Annotated in this window: 19 protein-coding genes and 1 pseudogene; 2 read left to right on the top strand and 18 right to left on the bottom strand. The window is 38.7% G+C overall.

From position 1 onward, the window contains the following. Positions 1-2 precede the first annotated feature (2 nt). From RH40_RS04700 to RH40_RS04620, 17 genes are all read right to left on the bottom strand, one after another. Positions 3-845, bottom strand: coding sequence for a type II secretion system F family protein (locus RH40_RS04700; RefSeq protein WP_009600223.1), 843 nt, complete (start codon positions 843-845; stop codon positions 3-5). After that, the gene (locus RH40_RS04695) at positions 842-1,744 is read right to left on the bottom strand and encodes a type II secretion system F family protein (RefSeq protein ID WP_009600222.1); all 903 of its coding nucleotides are present in this window, start codon (positions 1,742-1,744) and stop codon (positions 842-844) included. Before RH40_RS04695 ends, RH40_RS04700 begins: the two co-directional genes overlap by 4 nt. Before the next feature lies 1 nt (position 1,745). Further along, positions 1,746-3,017 carry a TadA family conjugal transfer-associated ATPase gene (locus RH40_RS04690; RefSeq protein ID WP_009600221.1) on the bottom strand — a complete coding sequence of 424 codons (1,272 nt, stop codon included), beginning with the start codon at positions 3,015-3,017 and terminating at the stop codon, positions 1,746-1,748. Then, on the bottom strand, positions 3,014-4,252 hold the full coding sequence (locus RH40_RS04685) for a CpaE/TadZ family protein (protein ID WP_009600220.1): 1,239 nt from the start codon (positions 4,250-4,252) through the stop codon (positions 3,014-3,016). Before RH40_RS04685 ends, RH40_RS04690 begins: the two co-directional genes overlap by 4 nt. Further along, the gene (locus RH40_RS04680) at positions 4,252-4,731 is read right to left on the bottom strand and encodes a hypothetical protein (protein WP_009600219.1); all 480 of its coding nucleotides are present in this window, start codon (positions 4,729-4,731) and stop codon (positions 4,252-4,254) included. The genes RH40_RS04685 and RH40_RS04680 overlap by 1 nt, the downstream gene beginning before the upstream one ends. Further along, complete coding sequence (locus RH40_RS04675) at positions 4,728-6,098, bottom strand: type II and III secretion system protein family protein (RefSeq protein ID WP_009600218.1); 1,371 nt, start codon at positions 6,096-6,098, stop codon at positions 4,728-4,730. The genes RH40_RS04680 and RH40_RS04675 overlap by 4 nt, the downstream gene beginning before the upstream one ends. Beyond that, positions 6,098-6,928: an RcpC/CpaB family pilus assembly protein gene (locus RH40_RS04670; RefSeq protein WP_009600217.1), complete on the bottom strand. Its 831-nt coding sequence runs from the start codon at positions 6,926-6,928 to the stop codon at positions 6,098-6,100. Before RH40_RS04670 ends, RH40_RS04675 begins: the two co-directional genes overlap by 1 nt. 21 nt (positions 6,929-6,949) lie before the next feature. Beyond that, positions 6,950-7,387, bottom strand: coding sequence for an A24 family peptidase (locus RH40_RS04665; RefSeq protein WP_009600216.1), 438 nt, complete (start codon positions 7,385-7,387; stop codon positions 6,950-6,952). A gap of 132 nt (positions 7,388-7,519) precedes the next feature. After that, positions 7,520-7,726, bottom strand: a complete 207-nt coding sequence (locus tag RH40_RS04660; RefSeq protein WP_009600215.1) for a Flp family type IVb pilin — start codon at positions 7,724-7,726, stop codon at positions 7,520-7,522. Between the two features lie 635 nt (positions 7,727-8,361). Then, positions 8,362-8,898: a hypothetical protein gene (locus RH40_RS04655; RefSeq protein WP_009600214.1), complete on the bottom strand. Its 537-nt coding sequence runs from the start codon at positions 8,896-8,898 to the stop codon at positions 8,362-8,364. 406 nt (positions 8,899-9,304) lie between these two features. Then, the gene (locus RH40_RS04650; protein WP_009600213.1) at positions 9,305-11,041 is read right to left on the bottom strand and encodes a HEAT repeat domain-containing protein; all 1,737 of its coding nucleotides are present in this window, start codon (positions 11,039-11,041) and stop codon (positions 9,305-9,307) included. A 78-nt stretch (positions 11,042-11,119) separates the two neighbouring features. Further along, positions 11,120-12,088 (bottom strand): hypothetical protein, encoded by a 969-nt coding sequence (locus RH40_RS04645; RefSeq protein WP_009600212.1) that lies wholly within the window; start codon positions 12,086-12,088, stop codon positions 11,120-11,122. A 616-nt stretch (positions 12,089-12,704) separates the two neighbouring features. After that, positions 12,705-13,892 (bottom strand): anthrax toxin-like adenylyl cyclase domain-containing protein, encoded by a 1,188-nt coding sequence (locus RH40_RS04640; protein ID WP_009600211.1) that lies wholly within the window; start codon positions 13,890-13,892, stop codon positions 12,705-12,707. A gap of 561 nt (positions 13,893-14,453) precedes the next feature. After that, complete coding sequence (locus RH40_RS04635; RefSeq protein WP_009600210.1) at positions 14,454-15,305, bottom strand: metal ABC transporter permease; 852 nt, start codon at positions 15,303-15,305, stop codon at positions 14,454-14,456. Between the two features lie 2 nt (positions 15,306-15,307). Continuing rightward, a complete protein-coding gene (locus tag RH40_RS04630; protein ID WP_009600209.1) occupies positions 15,308-16,216 on the bottom strand; it encodes a metal ABC transporter permease in 909 nt (302 codons plus the stop codon). After that, on the bottom strand, positions 16,209-17,081 hold the full coding sequence (locus RH40_RS04625; RefSeq protein ID WP_009600208.1) for a manganese/iron ABC transporter ATP-binding protein: 873 nt from the start codon (positions 17,079-17,081) through the stop codon (positions 16,209-16,211). Before RH40_RS04625 ends, RH40_RS04630 begins: the two co-directional genes overlap by 8 nt. A gap of 71 nt (positions 17,082-17,152) precedes the next feature. Then, a complete protein-coding gene (locus RH40_RS04620; protein WP_009600207.1) occupies positions 17,153-18,052 on the bottom strand; it encodes a metal ABC transporter substrate-binding protein in 900 nt (299 codons plus the stop codon). A gap of 155 nt (positions 18,053-18,207) precedes the next feature. Here RH40_RS04620 and RH40_RS04615 point away from each other — a divergent pair, with 155 nt between their 5' ends. Together RH40_RS04615 and RH40_RS04610 are read left to right on the top strand one after the other, a co-directional pair. After that, positions 18,208-18,657 carry a Fur family transcriptional regulator gene (locus RH40_RS04615; RefSeq protein ID WP_009600206.1) on the top strand — a complete coding sequence of 150 codons (450 nt, stop codon included), beginning with the start codon at positions 18,208-18,210 and terminating at the stop codon, positions 18,655-18,657. A 949-nt stretch (positions 18,658-19,606) separates the two neighbouring features. Then, positions 19,607-21,052, top strand: coding sequence for a hypothetical protein (locus RH40_RS04610; protein ID WP_039954243.1), 1,446 nt, complete (start codon positions 19,607-19,609; stop codon positions 21,050-21,052). Between the two features lie 41 nt (positions 21,053-21,093). Here RH40_RS04610 and RH40_RS20980 read toward each other — a convergent pair. Continuing rightward, positions 21,094-21,291 (bottom strand): annotated as a pseudogene (locus RH40_RS20980) (hypothetical protein); the annotation flags it as partial.

Below are 21,291 nucleotides of genomic sequence, written 5' to 3'. Positions count from 1 at the left end.
TCCTACATATTGATCATCATTTGCATAATTCCTGGTGCAAGAATTAAAACGACTATTGGAAACATAATTAATAGGATCAGAGGTAAGCTCATCTTCGCGGAGAGTTTACCTACTTTTTCTTCAACCGTCAGAATCTGCACTTTCCGCATATCCTCAGAAAGATCACCTAATACCTGAGCAACAGATGTACCATATTGAAGATTCTGTATAATAGTGAGCACAAAGCTTCGTACTGCTGTGGTAGGTACGCGGTCAGCAAAATCATTCAACGCTTTTTCTAATCCATGTATTTTTGCGGAATCAGATGTTCGTTGAATTTGATAACATAGATCCTTATCAAACTCTTCAAGCTCTTCACCCAAATAAACCAAAGAAGCCTCTATTGTCATCCCTGTTTGTATACAAACCGCCATCATATCAAGCAGATATGGTAACTGCGCCGAGATTTTACCGATTAACAACTTACCTTTTATATGAAGTAATGTATCTGGCAACAAAATTACTCCAATCAAATTCAATATCCCAAACATTAATTGGTTCTGCATTGTCATATCGGATATCAATATCAAAGAGGTTACAACTATCAATATCATGAGTTTTGCTGGGAAATAGAACTTCGCTAACTCTCTGTTATAGATGCCTGCATCTATGAGTTTTTTCTCTAGCTCGTGCCGATGCTCTTTGCCAAAACGAACAAAAAATCGGTTGACCCTCGACGGAGTCCGTGAGCTCTGTGTGCCAATTAAAAGTGCAACTTTCTTATTTCGTTGTGTCATACGAAGTGAATCAAACAACAAAAATAGTAAGACCAATAATAAGACTAAGATAGAGCCGACTAACATCATGCACGAACCCCTTTCACTAGTAGCCAAACGATAAACAGCCCAAGGAATTCACTACCAACAACGTAATAAAGCAGCCCTCGACCAGAAGGATCATGCAGAATGAAATCTATATTTTCAGGGTTTATATAGTTGAGCAATAACATAAAAATCACAGGAATCATTGCCACAATCTTGGCAGAAATCCTAGCTTCGGATGTCATGGCCATTTTCTTTTTTTCTAAGGTTCTGGATTCAACTAACACCCTAATTAACCTTGCTAAAACGCCCTTAAGCTGGCCACCCCGAGCTATATTTGCTCTGATAGTCACTGTAAAAAATAGAAATTCGGGATAAGGGTAAGTTTTACATGCCCGATGCAGTATTACATCTGGTGATTCACCTAGCTTAAATCTATCGCCCATACGTTTAAACTCGCGACCAATCGCATTGTCCATAACGTCACCGACATATATAATCGCTTGCATCAAGCTGTCTCCAGCGGAGACTGCGCTCATCAAGATATTCAAAGCATCTGGAAAGGTGTTCTCGAAGTCACGTCGCCTTTTTGTCACAAGGGAACGATAACCCGCAAAAATAAAAACACACGAAAGGCCAACAACTAAAGCCTTATTTTCAATCATTAGCAATGTGATGACTATGTACCATGAAGCTGCCACACTAAGCACAACGTAAAAGCTAGCCCAAACTGAAGAACGAGGCCCCAAAACTCTTAGTGTTGTCAAAATCGATGCACCAAGCTTTTGCCATTTCTTTCTCTCAACCAATGACTTAAGGTTAACCGCATTGAAGCTCTCCGCTTCAATCTCTTCACTGTTGAAAAATGAATCGATCTTTTTAGATTTAGGGCGAATAACTAAAAATAGGATGAACACAAGAAGAATAAATGAGAGCCAAAGCATTTTATACCACCTTAAATGATGCCATTAACTCATCATATAAACCGAAAAACTGAGCTTTCTTAACAAGTTCAGAACGTTGCATGAGACCATTGGTAAAAAAGTCACCTTTAACGGTTCCTCCAAAATGTGCATCATCGAAACGGAAGTTATAAATTTCCTCCAGAACGACATTGTCACCCTCTAGACCGATAATTTCAGAGATGCTAGTGATTTTACGGGAGCCATCACGTAGCCTGTTGACCTGCACAATCATTTGAACCGCACTAACAATCGTTCTTCGAATCGCATCAAGAGGCTGGTTCAAGTTCGCCATCATGACCATCGACTCAACACGCGAGATCGCATCTCTCGGAGTGTTGGCGTGTAATGTAGACATAGAACCATCATGACCCGTATTCATAGCTTGCAGCATTTCGAATGCCTCAGAGCCACGACACTCGCCAAGAATAATTCTGTCTGGGCGCATACGAAGCGCATTGATTACCAAGTCACGCTGGGTAATCGCTCCAGTCTGCTCAACACTGGAAGTTCTGGTTTCTAATCTAACCAAATTAGGTTGTTGTAAGCGAAGTTCGGCGGCATCCTCAATCGTAACGATACGTTCATCTTCTGCAATATAGTTAGACAAAGCGTTAAGGAGTGTGGTTTTGCCTGAACCAGTACCACCAGAAATCAATATGTTCATCCTACAACGAGATGCAATCATCAATATTCTGGCCATTTCTGGAGACATAGAACCAAAACCAATCAAGTCCTCAAAATCAATATTTTGCTCTCTAAACTTACGGATTGAAATTGAAGTTCCATCTAAAGCAATGGGTGGGATAACAATGTTAACACGACTTCCGTCATCGAGCCGCGCATCAACCGTTGGAGACAATTCATCGACACGCCTACCAACACGCGACGCAATACGCTTCGCAATCGCTAACAATTGCTCTTCATTAACAAACGACACTTCTGATTTTTGAACTTTACCATGCCGCTCAAAGAAGATGTTATCAGGTCCATTTACCATGATATCGGAAATAGATTGGTCCTCTACTAAAGGCTGTAAAGGACCTAAACCAAATAGCTCATCGATCAAGCTTTTAACCAGTCCTGATCTCATCGTCGAAGTAATAGGACGCTGGTAGTTATTTGCAAGAAGATCTACGGCACTTTGTATTTGTCCTTCGAGATCAGCTCGGCTCATTCTCTGAACCGCCTCAGCATCTAGAGCTTCAAAAATCTGGCCACGAAATGCAAGATATAACTCTTTATTAGAATTCACTTAGTACGCACCTTATTCAACCAAGAACCCATACCTTTATTAAAAGGTTGGCCGTTAATTAGCTTTACAAGGAGGTTTATTGAACGGCTAATCTGACGATCATGTTTGTGGCCGCTCTTACCATCAATAATAATATGTGACAGTGTCTTACAGTGTGAAATTTCTAGATCAACCTCGGCCCCTAAATACTTGGCCAAATCTTTACCTTTCAGGACAAACGAGCTTTGTGGGCGATGATAATTCACAAGGGTTATAACGCGAGTACGAGAGGATAAAGTAAGCTGTAGGTTGGCAATTTTTTCAATGAGACGTTTCGCATTTCTTACCGAAGAGACCGACGCATCTAACACCAACACTACAATATCAAAATTTTCTACCAATAACTGAGGCTCAACTTTAAAATCAACCCCACCGGAAAAATCTTCAATAATAAAGTTAGTGTTGCGAGCCAAGAGATGACATAGCGTCTGGCTGTAGTTTAGAGTATCTTCACTACGCATCTCTCCCCCAATAGCGAGTAGACGCAAGTTTTTTCGCACATCAGATAAGTAACTCAATGCACCTTCTTCATCCATGTCGTGTAGGGGGGTCGAAAACTCGTCAACACTGCGGGTACTGAAATTCTTCAGACCCAATAAAATGTCAATATTAGTATCTGTATACTGATGGTCGACTAATATTGTATCGGAGCTCTGCGTAGATAATAGTGAGCTTAACTCCGTCGTTACGAAGGAGGTTCCAACACCACCTTTTGAGCCAACGACTGCGACACGCTTCGCCTTGCGCTTTTTGCTAACACCAGAGAATGTCTCCAAGTTTTTTCTTACATGGATCAAAAAGTCAGCAAACTCTTGTTTATCGACTGGCCAAAATACGTAGTAAAAGCCCATCTCTTTAAGTGAGCGTAGTGTAGAAATAGCGTCCTCTTTACCAATCACAACTACCCCTTTATGCGTAGGTAGTTTTGCGGCAAATGACTTGGCATCCTCAACCACATTGTCTGATTCAATCAGCTCGAGGATGACCATTTTATTAGCATGGTTTTCAGTTAACTTAGTTGAACCTATTTTGGCTTTTTCGTATTCCGGATCATCCCACCCCTCGAATCGAAACACTTCTTGAACTAAGTCCAAACAATGTTGTGACTGATAGAATAATGTACATCCAGAGCCACTAGATGTTAATGAATGCGTTGATTCTTCTTTATTTGTCAATGCTTTGGTTAAATCAAACATCATTGTTCTCCTACCAACTTAGACTTGTAAGACACTTGCTTCAAGCGCGTTGATTCCAGAAAACAATCTGGTTGTCTTGACTCGACTTCAATCTGCGCTGGGAGGCACTGTTGCGTCTTCATAAGTCTTAAGGTTACTCGAACACGCAAATCATTAGGTAAAGAGTTGGCATGGCGATAAACAGCTCTCTTAGGATCGGCTACGTGTGCTGGGTATTGAGCAAAAATGTTCTCTAGCATCCTTTTACTGCTTATTTTTTTATAGTCGATAACATAGGTAGCTTCATTATCTGTTGACTCAATCTTTGCCACTAGCCGTCTTAACTCTCTTTCGGTTTCGGTTTTATTTTTAATCACAAAAGAAAAAGAATGATGTTCTTTATAAACCAAGGCTTCTACGCCATTTCCACCAAAGTACCGCTCTGTTGCGCATCCCAATAGTGATGAGGCCAATAATGTAGTAAGTAAAAGCTTCTTCATTGAATAAACCCTCCCTCGGATAATAAACGAATTGTCGCGTCCGATGACGGCTGAAAACTATCATCCGAATTAATATTCAACCAACGCTCTAGCGTAGAAGTTTTGTTGATGTATGGAACTTGAATGTCGTTAGGTCTGACTGGCTCAACAAGATTTACCGTAGCAACTATTATCAACTCGGTACGTTTTCTCTCAGTCTTTGCTTTTCGAAACGCGGCACCGAATAGTGGTATATCTCCAATTACAGGAACCTTTTGCATTTCCTCAAAATCAGCACTGCTCATTAAACCACCTAATATAAAACTGTCGCCATCTGATAATTCGACTGTTGTAAGCGCTTTACGCAGAGTAAATTGAGGAACTTTTAAACCTTCAAATTCCACAAAACCTTCTACCTCACTTACCGAGGGCGCAAGCTGCATTTGGATTTTATCTCGGCTAAGAACTTTTGCCGTCAGATTTAGTCCAATGCCAAACTGCTTGAAGCTAACCGTCAAGTTACGATCGTTTAATACGATTACTGGTACTTCACCGCCAGCAAGAAAACTTGCTGACTCACCTGACAACACCGTTAAGTTTGGTTCAGCCAACACTTGGGCTATTTCATCATTACCTAATGCAGATATAATGGTGCCTAAGTTAGCTGCATTAAATTGATCAAAGACGAAGCTTCCAACACGGGCACCGATAGAACCCCAATCAATACCAACCGTTTGTCCAAAAGATTCTGTAACATGGGCAATAGATATTTTGACATTAACTTGCTGCGTTGTTGTTACCTTTATTCGCTCAATGATGCCTTCCCAAGTCATATTACGAGCAAAGACCATGCTCTCAGGCTCTTCATAACGAGTGTTTTCAGACTCAAAAGTGAGCTTCTCTACCTGATTCCATTTCTCAGTTTTTTCACGACCGAGTAAAGTAGCAACTAAGCGGTAAATATCATCACGTGTTTCTTCTGAGTCAACAACACCACTAACAGCAACCTGTGTACCGATAGATTGAACCTTTACCTGAACATCAGGATAGTGAAATTTAAGTTGGCGCCTTACTTCGCTCAAGTTAAGGTCAACAACAATACGATCAGAAAGTAGGACACTAGAGTCTGTGCCATAGACAATCAGTCGTGATTGCCCTACCTCATTCGCATAGACGACCAAGGTGTTTTCGTTGATAACTTTATAGTCGGCAACCTCTGGATTACTGATAAATACTTTGCCTATTGGCATGTTTACTTGGATATGTTGGCCATCATTAAGTGTAATAGAACGATCTGTGGCATAAACGTGCCTCCCGGCCAATAAGCCAAATAATATAAAGACAAATGAGACACATATTGCCTGTTTAAATCGATTATCTATCCACATTACAAAGCCTCTCTTCGTTCTTTTTCGTTACCGCGTAACTCTTCAATTCCTGTGTAATTATCAATGATATTGCGCACTTCAGCATGCTCAGACTGCGTATAGGCTTGACTTCGATAAACCTCTATGTGCATGGTTCGCTGAGCTAAAGCGAGTCTTGTCAACTCATTGGGGTCAACTTCGATAACAACCGTTGTCACCCCGTCCTCTTCAACGGGGGATTGAGCAGTAACATAATTATTTTCACTGTCGTCACCTCCACCACCAATATTGAGAACCTTGACATTCTTAAGGAACATAGTTGCTTCCACACCCTTGAAACGTTTGGGCTTATCAAGGTTCCCAGCGAGATTTTCGTTGGGTGAACTTACGGTAAGGATATCTATATATGAGCCTGGACGTATGTAATCCTTAATTAGGTTACGGTTACTGATTTGTAGTGGATATAAAGTCATTCCTGGGGACACCAAAAGATCAACATAACCAGGTTGGTTCGGAGCTACTTGATATTCTGGCAATACGACTTCACCCGTTTTCAGGCTCCGGTTAAGCAAGACAGAAGGTGAAAAACTAATTTCCGCGTCTTCTCGTATGCCCAGCTTTAAGGCTTCGTTAAGTGGAAGCTGTTTTTTAACCACTCCTTGCGATGTAACTTCATCACCTCTGTTATAGAAATTTATCGTTACCCATACAGCGACATACTGATCTTCTTCTGGACTGACTACTTCAGTGATGACTGTAGGTTTATCCTTAGTGTTTAAAAAGTCAACGACACCGAGAGCACCTACTATTAAAGCGACAATCGTAATAAATATAATCAGCGGAGTTCTCATAGTTTACCTATTATCAGAGGTTTAAATGCTTGGTGATTTTTGAATCAAAATTATTAGATAGAATCCAATACTTATTGCTATTCCAAAAGGAATCCCTTCTTGATTAAACCGTTTTTTGCTCAGTAACTTTCTAGACAAAAAGTAAAAAACCGCTAAAAAACCACCAGCAAAAGACGTTGTAATATAAGCCCACAATATGTCGTCAAAAGCGACCGTAAGTGACATAACAGAGGCATATTTGATATCGCTCGCTCCAATATAAATCAAAGCGTAAAGTATCAGCCCTATCCCTAGTACCAAAGCAAAGCTAGTAAAGTAGATATCTAATGGTGAAAAAAAGACTTGAAAAATTAGGAGTATAAGTAAAGCTGAATTATGTATTTTTCGATAAAAATAATCAGAAAAACATATACACAGACATATAAATGCCAAAACTAAAAAGTAAACTTCCAGACTCAAAATTAGGACTCTTCACCTAGTAAAAATAGAAAAGCAATATCAAAGAATAAATAATGTAAATTAGAACAACCAGACCAATGTAAATACAAAGGCCTGGTAAGATAATTTAAGTATTATTTAAATCAAATATTACTAATTGCCAGCTGTTTCAATAGCTGTAGCTACAGATGTAAATGCAGTTTCTAATCTTCCTATAAATCCTTCGGTACCAACTGCTGTAGTTACTAATACTGCCATCGCAACAGCAATCAAACCGTATTCAATTGCAGTAACACCGCGCTCGTCATTTTTAAACTGGGACAAAAATACAGAAGTTTTAACGTATAAGTTAGTTAGCATAATTTAATTTCCTTTGCGCCACATTCTGGCTGTTTATTGAGGATTCGAACAATAGCACAAGGATTCGTCTCATTTGTAAGAAACATTCACAGGACGGATGGTTTGGCAATCAAACCATCACTATAAGATATTGAAACAAAACGGATTATCATTCTTTAAAATTATTTTTTAGAAATAGAAAAATATTAAGAATTTATAATTTACTTTCATTTTTTCAATAAATCTTTCATATAAATACATTAATTTTCCCAGCCCAACTATAAATATATAACCAAAGATAAATTATTGTATCAGAGTGTTTCAGTGTTATTGACAGTGATATTTAATACTAAAGGTAACGATTGCTAAAGTAAAAACTTATATTTCATGAAATATTTTACCTCAAGTCAAAGTATAAAGTATTTCACATAAAGCATGAGTTAATTAGATTCCCTAAACTCTTTGATAATTAATCTCACTTACAGACTAAGGGGATTTTATTTCTGTAACAGGTACATAACGCAAAGATAGGTAAGAGCACTCTTCATAACTGACACATAAGAACGTATTCCATCCGATAACAGCCACAATCCGAGCTGTATACGATAGAGCAACAAACATAGAAAGACTCAAGCAACCAAATTCAACCATTTGGGTTAGTGAAAAGCTTCCCCACAAAAAGTTATCGATTGCCCATCATGGTCAATAAACGGTGACTTTTCGTTAACTCTGCTAACCATCATATCTACATCTATATGATAAGCCTCACTGTTTGGGAAATCATTCAGTACTACGAGACGGTCTGCACCATCCCAACGGTCATAAAAATATACTCTCTCGGCCCTATACCAACATTCGGCCCCATGAGATCGATATGCTGTAAACCAAACACTTTCATTCTGGCTATCGTCATAGTCAGCTAAATTTGCAATTTGAAAAGAGTAAAAAGAGGCCCTCCTAGTTCTAATCAGAAACCAACTGCGCCATGAGCTTACATCATAGCCAACCACCAAAATATCAACCATAATCTCATCATCAAACCACACGTTGACATAGCTATTATCGGTATTCAGGTAAACAACGCATAGCCCTGCTGGCGCCTGTCTACAGTTGTTATCATTGGCTAAAGAGGCAAAACTTATTGTAAGAGCAATGAAGAAAACTAAATAATGATAGGCAATAAGTTTGCGCATAGTGATTCTTTTATAATTGGGTTGGTTTTTTTCGTTCGTAGCTATTGAGCGTCATGAATGCTGCCTTTGGTCAGCAACTTTCCAAATAAATCGACTTAAACTCGCTATAGACAACACTTATGATTCGATGTTGATTAAATAGGTTTCCATCATTATTCAAATTAATTTCGGACTAACGCTTCATTCTATATACACTCTAACACATATAATCTATGTAAAATTTGATGATTACTGCAAGTCTTTAGTAAAGCGTTAATTTCGATCACAAGGGGAGAAATTCGTTATAAGAAACCTCTTAAAAATTGACACGCCCATTTGTAGTCAATGCTATAAACTCAAAATACATATCGTTATACTGAGGTAAGTAGATATAATTGTTTCTTGTATCTGTGTAAGTGAAGTAATTTTATTGAAGAAGAAGCCTTTTAAGTTTCTCTTTTGTGGATTCAGATAATCCTTCCTCTTGGTACAGATTTTCTGCTACATCTCTGTATTCAAGTTCATTAGAGGACCCTGCGAGTAAATATTCAAAAAGCATCTCTTTTGTTGGCGTGGAGAGGCTTTCCTCCATAATACGCTTACGAAGCCGGTCTTGATAGCTCGAGTCAAATAACTGCATACCTGGCTCTGATAAATAGACTTTCAAAATTTCGCGTACTACGTTCGGGTTGCTGTCTTTTAAAAGTTGCTCATTAAGCAACGGTTGCATTTCTGGGTTTCTTGATAACACTCTTGCAGCAATCATACGTTCATCAAAATTTTCACTTTGAAGATAGTCGGAAACTTGATCATCCAACGAGCCATCTTTTAAATTATCGATAGAAATTAATGTCAGGTAAGGGCTTTCTCTTGATTGTAATTTTTCGCTTAGATATATCGAGACATCAGTTTTTAAAGCTTCCGATTGGCTTCCTAAAATACCGATATTAATCAATGCTGTTTCTGAAATAATTTGGTTACCCATATTATTTGCGGTTTTTAGGGTCTCTAGAGCTTGGGCCGAGTTCACCTCCCCCATTTTTGATATCGACATGATTGCACGTAGTCGATTTTGCTCGTCTAATGAGTCGTCTTCTATCAATTGAGAAAGAATATACTCACCCTCAGGAACCTGTGATCGTTCTAACGCAAAAATTAAAAGTGATTGCTGATGATCAGTTAGACCGCCGTTTTCAATTAGATTTTTCACCATATTAATACCTTGTTGGACAATATAAATTCCGACATTATTTGCGTTGTCTAAACTAGGTGAATCTGAATATAGCTTGAATTGCTCTCTGAAATTAGCTTCATTTACTTCACCAATCTTGTTGGTATTTTCAGTTACTAGCTCCTTCAAATATTGATTAGTGTTAGTCCTATATTTATTCATAGACCAATTGATCGTCGTTTTATCGGATATGGGTAAAATGTTAGTTTGTTGAATAACCGTCAGTTCTTGGTTTTGATAATCAAAAGTTCGGGTATGAGTATATGCCAATGTTACTGGGAACCCATAAGTATCGTGATTCAATTTCCACAGTTCTTGTTGTTTTACAACTTGGTAATTTTTTGGCTCAATAACAGGACCAAGCCATTCTCTTTCAAAGGTAAATGCATCTTTTCTTACAAAATGAAAACGATGCTTTCCATCAGCTAACTGTAATGTTTTATGACCTAAAAAGTAAGAAAACTGCGTAAATATTGAGTTAATAATTGTCATAGGATGAGCAGCATCCAATCCCAATAAATCAACATCCTCGAAAGAACCGTCTAAAAACTTTACGGTAAACGGTAGAAATTTAAGGCGGTTTCCTCCGAATGAATTGGATCCCCATTGGATACCATAGGCCTGACCTAGGTAGACACCTGAATGATCATTGGTCGGTTTCAGTGCCAAGTTAAATCGATATACTACCTCGCCCAATTGAGTTTTGGCATTTCCCATTGTCGTTGTAATAATCACTCGATAACGATGAATAGTTGCGGGCTGAATAGCTTGCGAATTGTTGGTCATTTCACTGGTCGAGTACAATTCTTCATTTTCCTTAATTACCTTTATCGGTATGTCTATTGAGGTTTCCCACTTATTATTTTGTTGAAAAGCCATAAATGCCGATGTACTAATAAAAATTAGAGCTAATAATAAAATGATTGGTTTCATGTAAAGTTCCAAGTAAATACATTAACAACTACTACCCCAATAGACAGCAACGAGTAGTTTGCTCGTGCCAATTAGGCTTTAAATGTAAGTTTTCTTGTCGTAAATCGTATGCTCAAGCTCCCAAATTGGAGACCAACTGACGAGCGATGTCTCTGCATTGAAAATATCTGCAATTCCAAATGCTTTTACCTTACAGTACAAGCCTATTTCACCATCTCCGCCCTTAGCACTAGCGTCCCACTTAAGGCGTGTATAATATTGGAAATCCTCAGAGCTGCCCTCTCGGTATGTTATTCCCGCTTCAGCGTGTGCTTTTGTTCCAGCATTGATTAAGTTAATTTTACCTTTCACTCCTTTTTCTACAGTCTTAACGATAGAGTTAAGCATGGCGTAACCTTTGGCCGTTGCATCACCAGAAACAAAAGGCCTAACAGAAGCGTAAACAAAGTCAGGTCGGCGATTCCCGTTGATTTCTATTGGGTTATTCGGCTTGTCAAACCCTCCCACTTCCAAACCCGCAGCGAAGTCTGCTCCGGTTTTCAATACAGCACCTACCTTCACACCCAGTTTAAACACACCGGCAGGATCAATAGGTACTTCGGAGATCGGCACCTCAAGCGTTGCAACTGTATGTGAAAACGTGCGTTTAAGGTCGGTTTTTAAAAGAGCCTCACAAGTCGGACTTATCGAAAAAGGCGTAGTTTCATTGACTGTTAATGACAAATGCAACCCTCGGACACAGTCGATTTCCTGTGGATTGAATGACAAATTTGAAGTCCCTATCACAGTACCAATGCTTGTATCGTGGGGCCCAACCTGTAGTGTAAATTCGTTATCTGTATTACCTAATATCTGTCCCCCGGTATAGGTCAAATATCCAGATGCATGTCTTGTCTGTCGAAAATTACCAACAAGATCATGAACTTTCGCTGAGTGAGAATTATCTAAAACAGTTCCAGAATTAATATTAGCCGAAGCTGGAAAAGAAAGTGTTCCCATAGCAAGAGTATGGAAAAAAATTAACGTCCTAATTGAAAAATTTTTCATTATATTATCCCTAAAGAATTATATTCATTAACCATGATATGGCTAACATGTGAATAACAATAAACACTTATTAACTTCATATTTAAACCGCACAAAATAGTGCTTACAATTAGTTACACTCTTTAAATATATTTATCAATAAATGGGTAAACTATTGTTTATTAGAGAAAATAAATAAAATTGAAGTAATTATTCAATTTTAAGTAATTGATAATATTGGTTTTAAATTAATTTTAGGTGCAAAATAATTTTTATGATTTAATTGATTTTATGAGACCAATATCAAAGTGAAACATAAATTTTTAACAATAATGAGTGTCTTCTCGATTTTTAAATTAACTATACTCTGCTAATAATACAAATTAGTACTCTCTATTAATTTTGAAGAAAATTTACTTTCTATTTGTAAATAATTAAATAATTTTGAACAGGATCTCAATGTAACAAAGCTTCTAATAAAAGAAGAATTATATAAAGCAGTAAGTTAAAGCATCGTTTTGTTTTCATACAAATCATATAAAGCCACTAAGATCAAAAAGTAGCTGATCTTATGGTTATAACCCTACTCAATTTTACAAAAATTAAACTAGGGCATTAAGCCCTAGTTTAATTTTTATCACACAGCGTTGTTTCTTTGAAGAAGGGGGTGAGCTCTCTCTTTGATGAAGCCAAGAGCATTGACGTGACCTTTCCGTGCATCAAGAATATCATTCCTAAACCTTTCCTCACCAACAGCGCTGATGAGGTGCCACCAAGCGTTGAGAATTGTTTGATAACCCAGTTTTCTCGAGCGTGAAATAAATGCGTCGTAGTCTAACCGATTCTCAAAATACATGATTGGTTGGTTTGGGATGAATGCAATCGAATCGTATTCTATATTATCAACCATTGGTCTTCCTGCCTCATCACTGTGGTGAACCAAGTCCCCACCGCGATAGCCTGTATGTTTAAACTTATTATTGAGTGAGAGACGTATTGTCTGTATACGTTGAGTAATGTTACCCCTATGCTTATCTTCAAACCGATTAAACATCTTGTAGTTAAACAATTGGGAGTTTGAATTAGGGACCATTCGTGCATCCAGCCCCTCAGGTTCATAAACAGAAACTTTAGGAAAGCATCCCCACAAATCATAGTCTCCAGTCATAACTCCGCGATATGTCGCCATGGTGGGTTTATGCCCTCTTGGGTCGGTAAGCCCCATTACCTGATTTAGAACACCAAAATTTGTTGTCTCGACAACTGCTCCAAGAAACCTTTTAGCCGGAAGTTTTTTATTGTCACGATAACACACAGCCCAAAGGGGGATGGAACCTGCCCCAGGCACATTATATTGACGCTTGAGCACAAATTCTAATATGGTATCGTTTTTTCTAGCTGTGATTAAACGTTCACCATTACAGACATAGGTTTCACTGTAACTCGTAGTTGCATCACCCTGAAATAAAAGAGGAAGTGCACTGCGCCTGTTCTCTGTAATATAGAGCCCCTTTAGTGTGGCTCCATGGTTAATGATTGCACTCATTGTACTTTTATATTGGCTGTCTTGAGCATTTCTATCTGCCCCATTCTTTGAAAAGCGAGGGTCGGCAAGAACAAAGCCTGCCATTGGTCCCCAGTTACATGATTTAGTTTTTACATGAAATCCTTTCGTTGCATAACTTTCTTCAATAAGCTGAGTGGCATATTTACCAACTGATCTTGAAATAATAATCGTATCACACTCATTCGCCACTTGCTGAAATACAGTAGCATGCGCTTTTGGGATACCTGACTTTATAACTGCAGCATCATCGTATTGCACGATTTCTTCCTCTCTCTTTTATATTATTAAAATTGATAATAATCACTTCATTCCATTAGCCAAATGTGGCAATGCTAGATAATAGTCCTCTAATCTAAAACAGGATTATAATCAAAACCTAAATATGAAAATAAACATGAAGTATAAGTCCATGAAAAAATAATTATAAATAAATATGTAAGTGTAATTTTTATATGAACATTATCTATTATTATTTAATCATGTCTATAAGTTCAACACTAATATTTAATATAATTTATTTTCTGGCTTCCCAATCATTACAATAAATTTAACTATTCAGTTGTGATTGATAATCATACGTTAATGATATTTATTATTAATATCAATCCATAAATTAAACACTAGTATGGATTATATTTAATATAATATATTTTAAAGGGTTAATTATTTAAATATGATATATTGAGATGAGGTAAGATAAGGGGTTTAAGTATTACTATTGTCATTTTTGATGCCTGACACTTCCGAGTAACTTCAAGAAATAAGCTTATGTGGATTTAGAGCTAAACGACACGCTCGAGTAGCTCGTTGGGCATATACTTAAACTGATTTTGATTCAAAGGCTTTCACTACACCTGTCTGTCTTTTAGTTATCAATAACCTTCGTATCAAAGCAATAATAAATAGTGTGCTTTGGATTAATACGATCGTTGGGGCTGGAGCACTATCAATATGGAAACTAATATAAACGCCAATCAGCATAGTGGCTAGATTAATAATACAAGCAACCCAAAGCATATTGGAAAATTTTCTTACCAATAAAAAGGCGATTGCGCCAGGAGCGATAAGTAAACTGATTGCCAAAATAAGACCAATAGCATTCAGCGTTGCGACTATGGTTAGGGAGAGAAAAGTGAGTATCGTATAGTGAAGTACAGTGACGTTTAGCCCGCTTACTCTTGCTTGTACTTCATCAAATGAATGAAGTAAAAAATCTTTCCAAAATAGGGTTATCCCGGATACAACCACAAAAGAAATAATTGCTGATGTGGTAATTTCATGGAGATCAACACCAAGCATATTACCGAATAATATATGGTCAAGATGTGCATTGGTGTCTAATGCTACGTAAAGTACTATCCCAAACGCGAACATCCCCGAAAACACCACTCCCATGATCGTATCTTGTTTTATCCTTGAATTTTCAGACAAGAAACCTGTCAAAACACTACACAGCATCCCAGCAATAAATGCTCCTAGTAACAAAGGTAAACCTAGTACATACGCGACAACAATTCCTGGGAGAACTGCGTGGCTTACAGCATCACCCATTAACGCCCACCCTTTCATAACCAAAAAGCAAGATAGTAGAGCCGTAGGTAGTGCAACAATCAAGCAAATCAAAAAAGCGTTCTGCATAAATGGAAACTGAAATGGTTGCAAAATATCCATTGTTAGCACTCCTCAACGGTTGACGTTTTGTCGTTACTTGATTGGCTATCGTGTCGATATTCGTTGAGCGCTTTTTTCGCACGCCTTTTTGCGGCAAAATAACCATGTTTAGGTGCAAAGAAGAAAGCGATCATAAAAATGAGTGTCTGTAGACAGATAATAATGCCACCTGTTGCACCGTCTAAGAAAAAGCTAATATAAGCACCCAAAAAGCTTGTTATGCTACCCACTAAAACTGACACTATGATTAACACTGGAAACCTATCGCACAGAAGATATGCTGTTGCGCCGGGAGTGACAACCATAGCTATAACCAATAATGCTCCAACTGTTTGCATTGCGGCAACAACAGATGCTGATAGTAAAGTAAAGAAGATCACCTTCAAAAGAGGAGGATTCAGACCGATCGAACGCGCATGACTCTCATCAAAAAAAGTTACCATGAGATCTTTCCATTTTGCGAGCAATACAATCAGTGTGATACAACCTATTAAAGCGAGCTGTATGGTATCTTCAGGTGTAATCGCTAAAATGTTACCCATGGTAATAGTTTGGACGCTCACAGATATCGGATTGACTGAAATAAGAAATAGACCTAGCGCAAAAAAGGAAGTGAATACTAGTCCTATTATCACATCAATTTTCAACCCTGAACGTTCTGAAAGAAACAACATACTTGCAGCAGCAATACCACCTGAGATAAATGCACCGAACGCAAAAGGAAGCCCTATCATATACGCAAGGGCAACGCCTGGAACAACAGAGTGCCCCAATGCATCTCCAATCAGTGACCAGCCTTTTAACATCAAGTATGACGATAAAAAAGCACAGACTCCACCGACGAGTGCGGATACCCACATGGCACTGTTCATGTAGCCGTAGCTGAAGGGTTGTAACAATAACTCAGTCATTGCCAGAATCCCTTTCTTTCGTTGTTACGGCCTTACCTCCGTATTGAACAAAAGGACGTTCGTCATCGGTAAGTATGATAAGTTCTCTTGAGTCTTCATCATGGTGTAACGTATCTCCACCAAGAGTAAGGTGCCGTAACACACCGCCAAACACACGTTGCAGATTTTGCTGAGTATAAGTAGTTTCAATTGGGCCAGAAGCAATAACGGTTTTGTTGACCATAATAGTTCTGTCGCAGAACTCAGGCACTGAGCCTAGATTGTGAGTCGATACCAACATAACGTGCCCCTCCTCCCGCAACGATTTGAGGAGGGCGATAATTTGGTGCTCAGTCTGAACATCAACGCCAGTAAAAGGTTCATCGAGTAGAATTACTTTAGCTTCCTGAGCCAAGGCTCTAGCAAGGAAAACTCGCTTTTTTTGGCCTCCGGATAGCTCACCAATTTGACGCTTGCGGTATTCCGTCATATTTACGCGCTCTAGAGCTTGGTCAACCGCCGCATAGTCGGACTGTTTGGGCTTACGCAACCAGCCCATGTGACCGTAACGTCCCATCATCACAACTTCTTCAACTAAAATAGGAAAGCTCCAATCTATCTCTTCAGATTGAGGAACGTAGGAAACAGTATTATTTTTAAGTGCTTTCTTAACACTATCTCCCATTATAGTAATATCCCCCTGCGCCATGGGAACGAAACCCATAATCGCTTTGAACAAAGTCGACTTACCTGCTCCATTAACGCCAACCAAAGCCGTCACCGAACCCGGTGGTACCGAGAAGCTTGCATCATACAAGGCTGTGTGTCCGTTGCGATACGTTACTGTCACATCGCTCGCTGATATTCCCAAGTTTCTTTCGTTCATCACAGACGTTTGGCTCCAAAAAATCTAGTTGAGGAATGATTCCTATCTGGCCTGTTACAGCCTTACTTCAATTACTTTGCCGAATTTAGGCCCTTTGCCACGGTTTCGGATGTCACTGTTAATAAATCTAAATACGTTGGTACGGGCCCATCGGTAGTAGAAAGAGAATCAACAAAGAGTTCCCCACCGTATTTTGCTCCTGTTTCCCTTGCAACTTGCTTCGCTGGCGATGTATTTACAGTCGACTCACAGAATACCACGGGGATGTGATTTTTATTAACTCCATCAATCACAGAGCGTACTTGCTGAGGTGTTCCCACTTGATCAGCATTCATCGGCCAGAGGTAGAGTTCTTTGAGTCCAAAGTCTTTCGCCAGATAGCTGAATGCACCCTCACACGTCACCAACCAACGATCTGCAGCTGGTATACTTGCAATTTGATCCCTCAATGGTCCAATGGTTGCTCGTAACTTTTCTTTATATGTTTTAGCATTTTCTATATAAATAGCTGCGTTGTCAGGGTCCTGTTCAATAAAAGCCTTAACAATATTATCGATGTAGATAAGCGCATTATCCAGCCCCATCCAAGCATGGGGATTGGGTCTTCCTTTATAAGCACCTGAAGTAATAGGGATCGGTTCTATACCGTCCGTCAGGGTTACAGCAGGTACATCTTTTAGATTGGATAAGAACTGTTCAAACCATAATTCCAAGTTCATCCCATTCCATAGAATCAGATCCGCATCTGATGCTCTAACAATGTCTTTCGGTGTCGGCTCATACCCATGGATCTCGGCGCCAGGCTTAGTAACAGAGACGACGTCTGCAGCTTCACCGGCAACATTCGCAGCCATATCAGCTAAGACGGTAAATGTAGTCACAACCTTCATCTTCTCATCGCTGGCATTTGCAATAGGTGAAAGTGCAAACAAAAGAGCGGAAGATACCGCTGCCAGCTTAAACCTAGTCATACATTTCTCCTTGAAAAATTTGAGCTGCGTTCACTCTGTGGGAGTGAAACGAGCATTATTATTGACACAGTCTTGAGATTGATTCTCATTTGCAGTAACGTTAAAACAACCAATTGTTATTTGCAACAATAAAATACGCTAAAAACAGATGATTTATGGCAACGAAACAAAAAAAAAGCAATATTGATAAGACGATACAGATCAAATACCTCGAACAGGCCCTACGAACTGAGGGAATACGTATTACTCAGCAGCGAACGGCCATTTTAGCTGCGTTAGCAGGCTCCGATGACCATCCGACTGTTGAAACCTTGTATCGAAGAGCGAACAAGTTAATGAGTCACGTTTCTCTTGCTACCGTTTATCGTACTGTCACCGTTTTAGTCGAATGCGGCGCCGTAATTAAAAATGAATTTGAAGGCTCAAATACCAGCTTTGAGCTCGCCAATAAACCGCACCACGATCATTTAATTGATATCGAAACTGGTGAGGTGATCGAGTTTGTCTCTGACGAAATAGAGACCATTCAAGAAAAAATAGCGAAAGAGCTAGGCTATGAAATCGTTTTTCATAGACTCGAACTTTATGCTAAGAGACGGAGTTAATTTGTCAGAGTGACAAAATAACTACCTTTTTCTTATCAGGAAACCTACCCGGTATAACTATTCGATCGCGGTACAGGTCTATCCGACATTGTACATACCCAAGTAACCTCAAGATGCTAGGTTCAGCGAGAATGACTTGCTTGACAGGCAAGGCATTTATGCTTTTGCTTGTTGATAATTACTTAATTCAACATGCGAGTCAAAATTGCGCAAAAGCTTACTCGGTTAAAGCAGCATCTATAGAAATGAAATATTCGTGCAGTTTTAGACTGAACGGATGAATACACACCTTTGATGTTTCTTTTATGTTCCCAACTTCAATTAATTTAAATCTGCCCGTTTAGCGTGAAAACATTGGTGCATGGGGATCAAGTGAAAGCGTCGAGTGAACAAAGAAGCGATCATCCCAATCATCTTGCGATTCTTACAGCCAATCACCATCGCGATAAATAAACGATAAGCCTGAACCAAAAGTACCGATGATTATATCTGTCATAACCAAAACAACGGGGCGGCTATTACTATCGAAAAACATCTGGTCTGAGCATTGAATTGTATGTAAACCTAAAAATATAATCATTAATAATATTTTTATTGTCAAACTAAAAGATTAAAATACGAGAATACCTTTTCAATAAGATAATGATTATTTTATGGTTAAATTTTAAAATGACGGATTAATTTAAAAACCAATTAAATATAGACACAAAAAAACCCACCAGCATTAATATAAAAAAACATATTAAAACAAAATGAAACATACTCATTAGATAAAAAATTAAATTGATGAAATAAATGAAATCTCTTGCAAAAAAACCAGGAAGCAATGTACCTTAAAATAATGACATAAGAATAACAATGGCAATAAAAACACAAATATCAGTAATTAAATCAAATCCCAATCAATAAGAAAATATCACTTTAAATTTTTTAAAACTATAGATTAATTATGAAAAATAAACTAATAATAATATCACTGACACAATTAACGTATTTTAGTCAAAACTGTTTCGCCCAGCCAGAATCTGAAAGCATTGAAAATTTACACACAGTTAACCCAATATGCGTTCACCCAAACCAATATGATGTCTTTCACATCGCAGGAGAAAGTACGCAACTCAATATAGGTTTTCATCCAATTCTATATTTAAATAGTGAGGGGAAATACGGTATCGATTACACCAGTGTAGATAATAACCAATACCAAAGTTGGCTCACTCAATGTCCAGAGGAATATTTTCTTGAAGCCTATTTACCGAGTGTTAATTCTCGTACCGTTTTTAAGATTATTGATAGAAAAAAAGGAGAGCAATTTGCTCCGGGGGCTTCGGTTAACCGAGTGAAAAACGGCTCTAACAATGAGTATGAGGTTTTATCTCAAGCGTATGACGTATTAAGAAAATTAGCCTACAACAATACAGATGAGGATGTAAGACACTTCCTACAGAGTGCAGACAACGGCTATACCATCAATTTGACTACACTTCAGGATAACAAAGGTAGTTATGTTGACTTTGAGGAAAAGTGGATTCAAATAAACCTACTCGAATTAGGGATGCCTTATACTACCGTAGCTCAACTTGAGAGCGAATTTACGCTTCAGCGCCTTATTACACATGAAGTCGTCCACGCTGCCGCACAATTCGGAACCTCAGAGGCAGAGGTCATAAAAAGAACCAATTTGCTTTTGTCTGATTTTGATTACATAGATGCTGAAAGAGTGCCCGACCCAACAAGCATGAATGACGACTTGCGCTACGCGTTCATTCAAGCTAGTCCACCACCAACCCCAAATCAGAGATTTAACGCATTTTTCAATCGGCCAACCAAAGAATTTGTGAGTGACCCATTTATGTGGCTAAGCGCTATATTTAGCGCTCCTGCATTTGGTGGAGCATCAATGAGTTTATCGAGAATAGCGACGAATATTGCCAAGCCAAGGATCCCCTATCAGGCACTTGGCGGGACAAGCGTTATACCAAGAGCAAATTCGGTAACATCAGTAAATAGTTTAACGGCATCTATCGCCAGTAGCACTTCATCAAGTATTGAAACTGCGTCAATTGAAACATTGAGCTCTTCAAGCATTGAGACAGCATCAATAGAAACACTCGCTTCTTCATCAAGTATCGAGACGGCATCAATAGAAACACTTGAATCTCCCTCAATTGACGTCGACCAAGACGGGCCTATGTCTCCTATAGAGCAACAAGCTTTCGTTGACAAAGTCGACGATGAACTAGAAAGCCTACCTCTTGAACCACACGAAAAAATGACGATGCAATTCAGATTGAGTCCGACTGCACACTACCTGAATCAAGCACCAGATTTAGCACGCCAATTTCTAAGGAGTGAAATTACAGTGGTAGATCTCTACCGTCAAATGCCATTTTGATTTTACAATCTCAGTAAGTAAACCTTGAATAAAGAATAGGTTTAAGGACCCACAACTCTATTGAGTTGTGGGTGAATCCATTTATACCCAAGTGACTTCAAAATGCAGGATTCAGAGCGATGCCACCGTGTTGAATTCAAGGAAAATAACGCAGCGTAATAGTGAACTCTTACCAAGTTGTTTGACAATGAAATCGGCACTGTGGCACGCTCCCAAAGGGCGAGTTGTCTTGCTTTACA

This window comes from Vibrio caribbeanicus ATCC BAA-2122 (assembly GCF_000165125.1).
GTDB lineage: Bacteria > Pseudomonadota > Gammaproteobacteria > Enterobacterales > Vibrionaceae > Vibrio > Vibrio caribbeanicus.
This window is presented reverse-complemented; position numbering and strand designations above follow the sequence as displayed.

What these genes read in the sequence shown, in the direction of transcription:
- RH40_RS04670 (WP_009600217.1), bottom strand. Translation starts at nt 6,928, where the DNA reads ATGAGAACTCCGCTGATTATATTTATTACGATTGTCGCTTTAATAGTA.
- RH40_RS04645 (WP_009600212.1), bottom strand. Translation starts at nt 12,088, where the DNA reads ATGAAAAATTTTTCAATTAGGACGTTAATTTTTTTCCATACTCTTGCT.
- RH40_RS04615 (WP_009600206.1), top strand. Translation starts at nt 18,208, where the DNA reads ATGGCAACGAAACAAAAAAAAAGCAATATTGATAAGACGATACAGATC.
- RH40_RS04610 (WP_039954243.1), top strand. Translation starts at nt 19,607, where the DNA reads ATGAAAAATAAACTAATAATAATATCACTGACACAATTAACGTATTTT.
- RH40_RS04680 (WP_009600219.1), bottom strand. Translation starts at nt 4,731, where the DNA reads ATGAAGAAGCTTTTACTTACTACATTATTGGCCTCATCACTATTGGGA.
- RH40_RS04635 (WP_009600210.1), bottom strand. Translation starts at nt 15,305, where the DNA reads ATGGATATTTTGCAACCATTTCAGTTTCCATTTATGCAGAACGCTTTT.
- RH40_RS04655 (WP_009600214.1), bottom strand. Translation starts at nt 8,898, where the DNA reads ATGCGCAAACTTATTGCCTATCATTATTTAGTTTTCTTCATTGCTCTT.
- RH40_RS04630 (WP_009600209.1), bottom strand. Translation starts at nt 16,216, where the DNA reads ATGACTGAGTTATTGTTACAACCCTTCAGCTACGGCTACATGAACAGT.
- RH40_RS04695 (WP_009600222.1), bottom strand. Translation starts at nt 1,744, where the DNA reads ATGCTTTGGCTCTCATTTATTCTTCTTGTGTTCATCCTATTTTTAGTT.
- RH40_RS04700 (WP_009600223.1), bottom strand. Translation starts at nt 845, where the DNA reads ATGATGTTAGTCGGCTCTATCTTAGTCTTATTATTGGTCTTACTATTT.
- RH40_RS04685 (WP_009600220.1), bottom strand. Translation starts at nt 4,252, where the DNA reads ATGTTTGATTTAACCAAAGCATTGACAAATAAAGAAGAATCAACGCAT.
- RH40_RS04620 (WP_009600207.1), bottom strand. Translation starts at nt 18,052, where the DNA reads ATGACTAGGTTTAAGCTGGCAGCGGTATCTTCCGCTCTTTTGTTTGCA.
- RH40_RS04650 (WP_009600213.1), bottom strand. Translation starts at nt 11,041, where the DNA reads ATGAAACCAATCATTTTATTATTAGCTCTAATTTTTATTAGTACATCG.
- RH40_RS04660 (WP_009600215.1), bottom strand. Translation starts at nt 7,726, where the DNA reads ATGCTAACTAACTTATACGTTAAAACTTCTGTATTTTTGTCCCAGTTT.
- RH40_RS04675 (WP_009600218.1), bottom strand. Translation starts at nt 6,098, where the DNA reads ATGTGGATAGATAATCGATTTAAACAGGCAATATGTGTCTCATTTGTC.
- RH40_RS04625 (WP_009600208.1), bottom strand. Translation starts at nt 17,081, where the DNA reads ATGAACGAAAGAAACTTGGGAATATCAGCGAGCGATGTGACAGTAACG.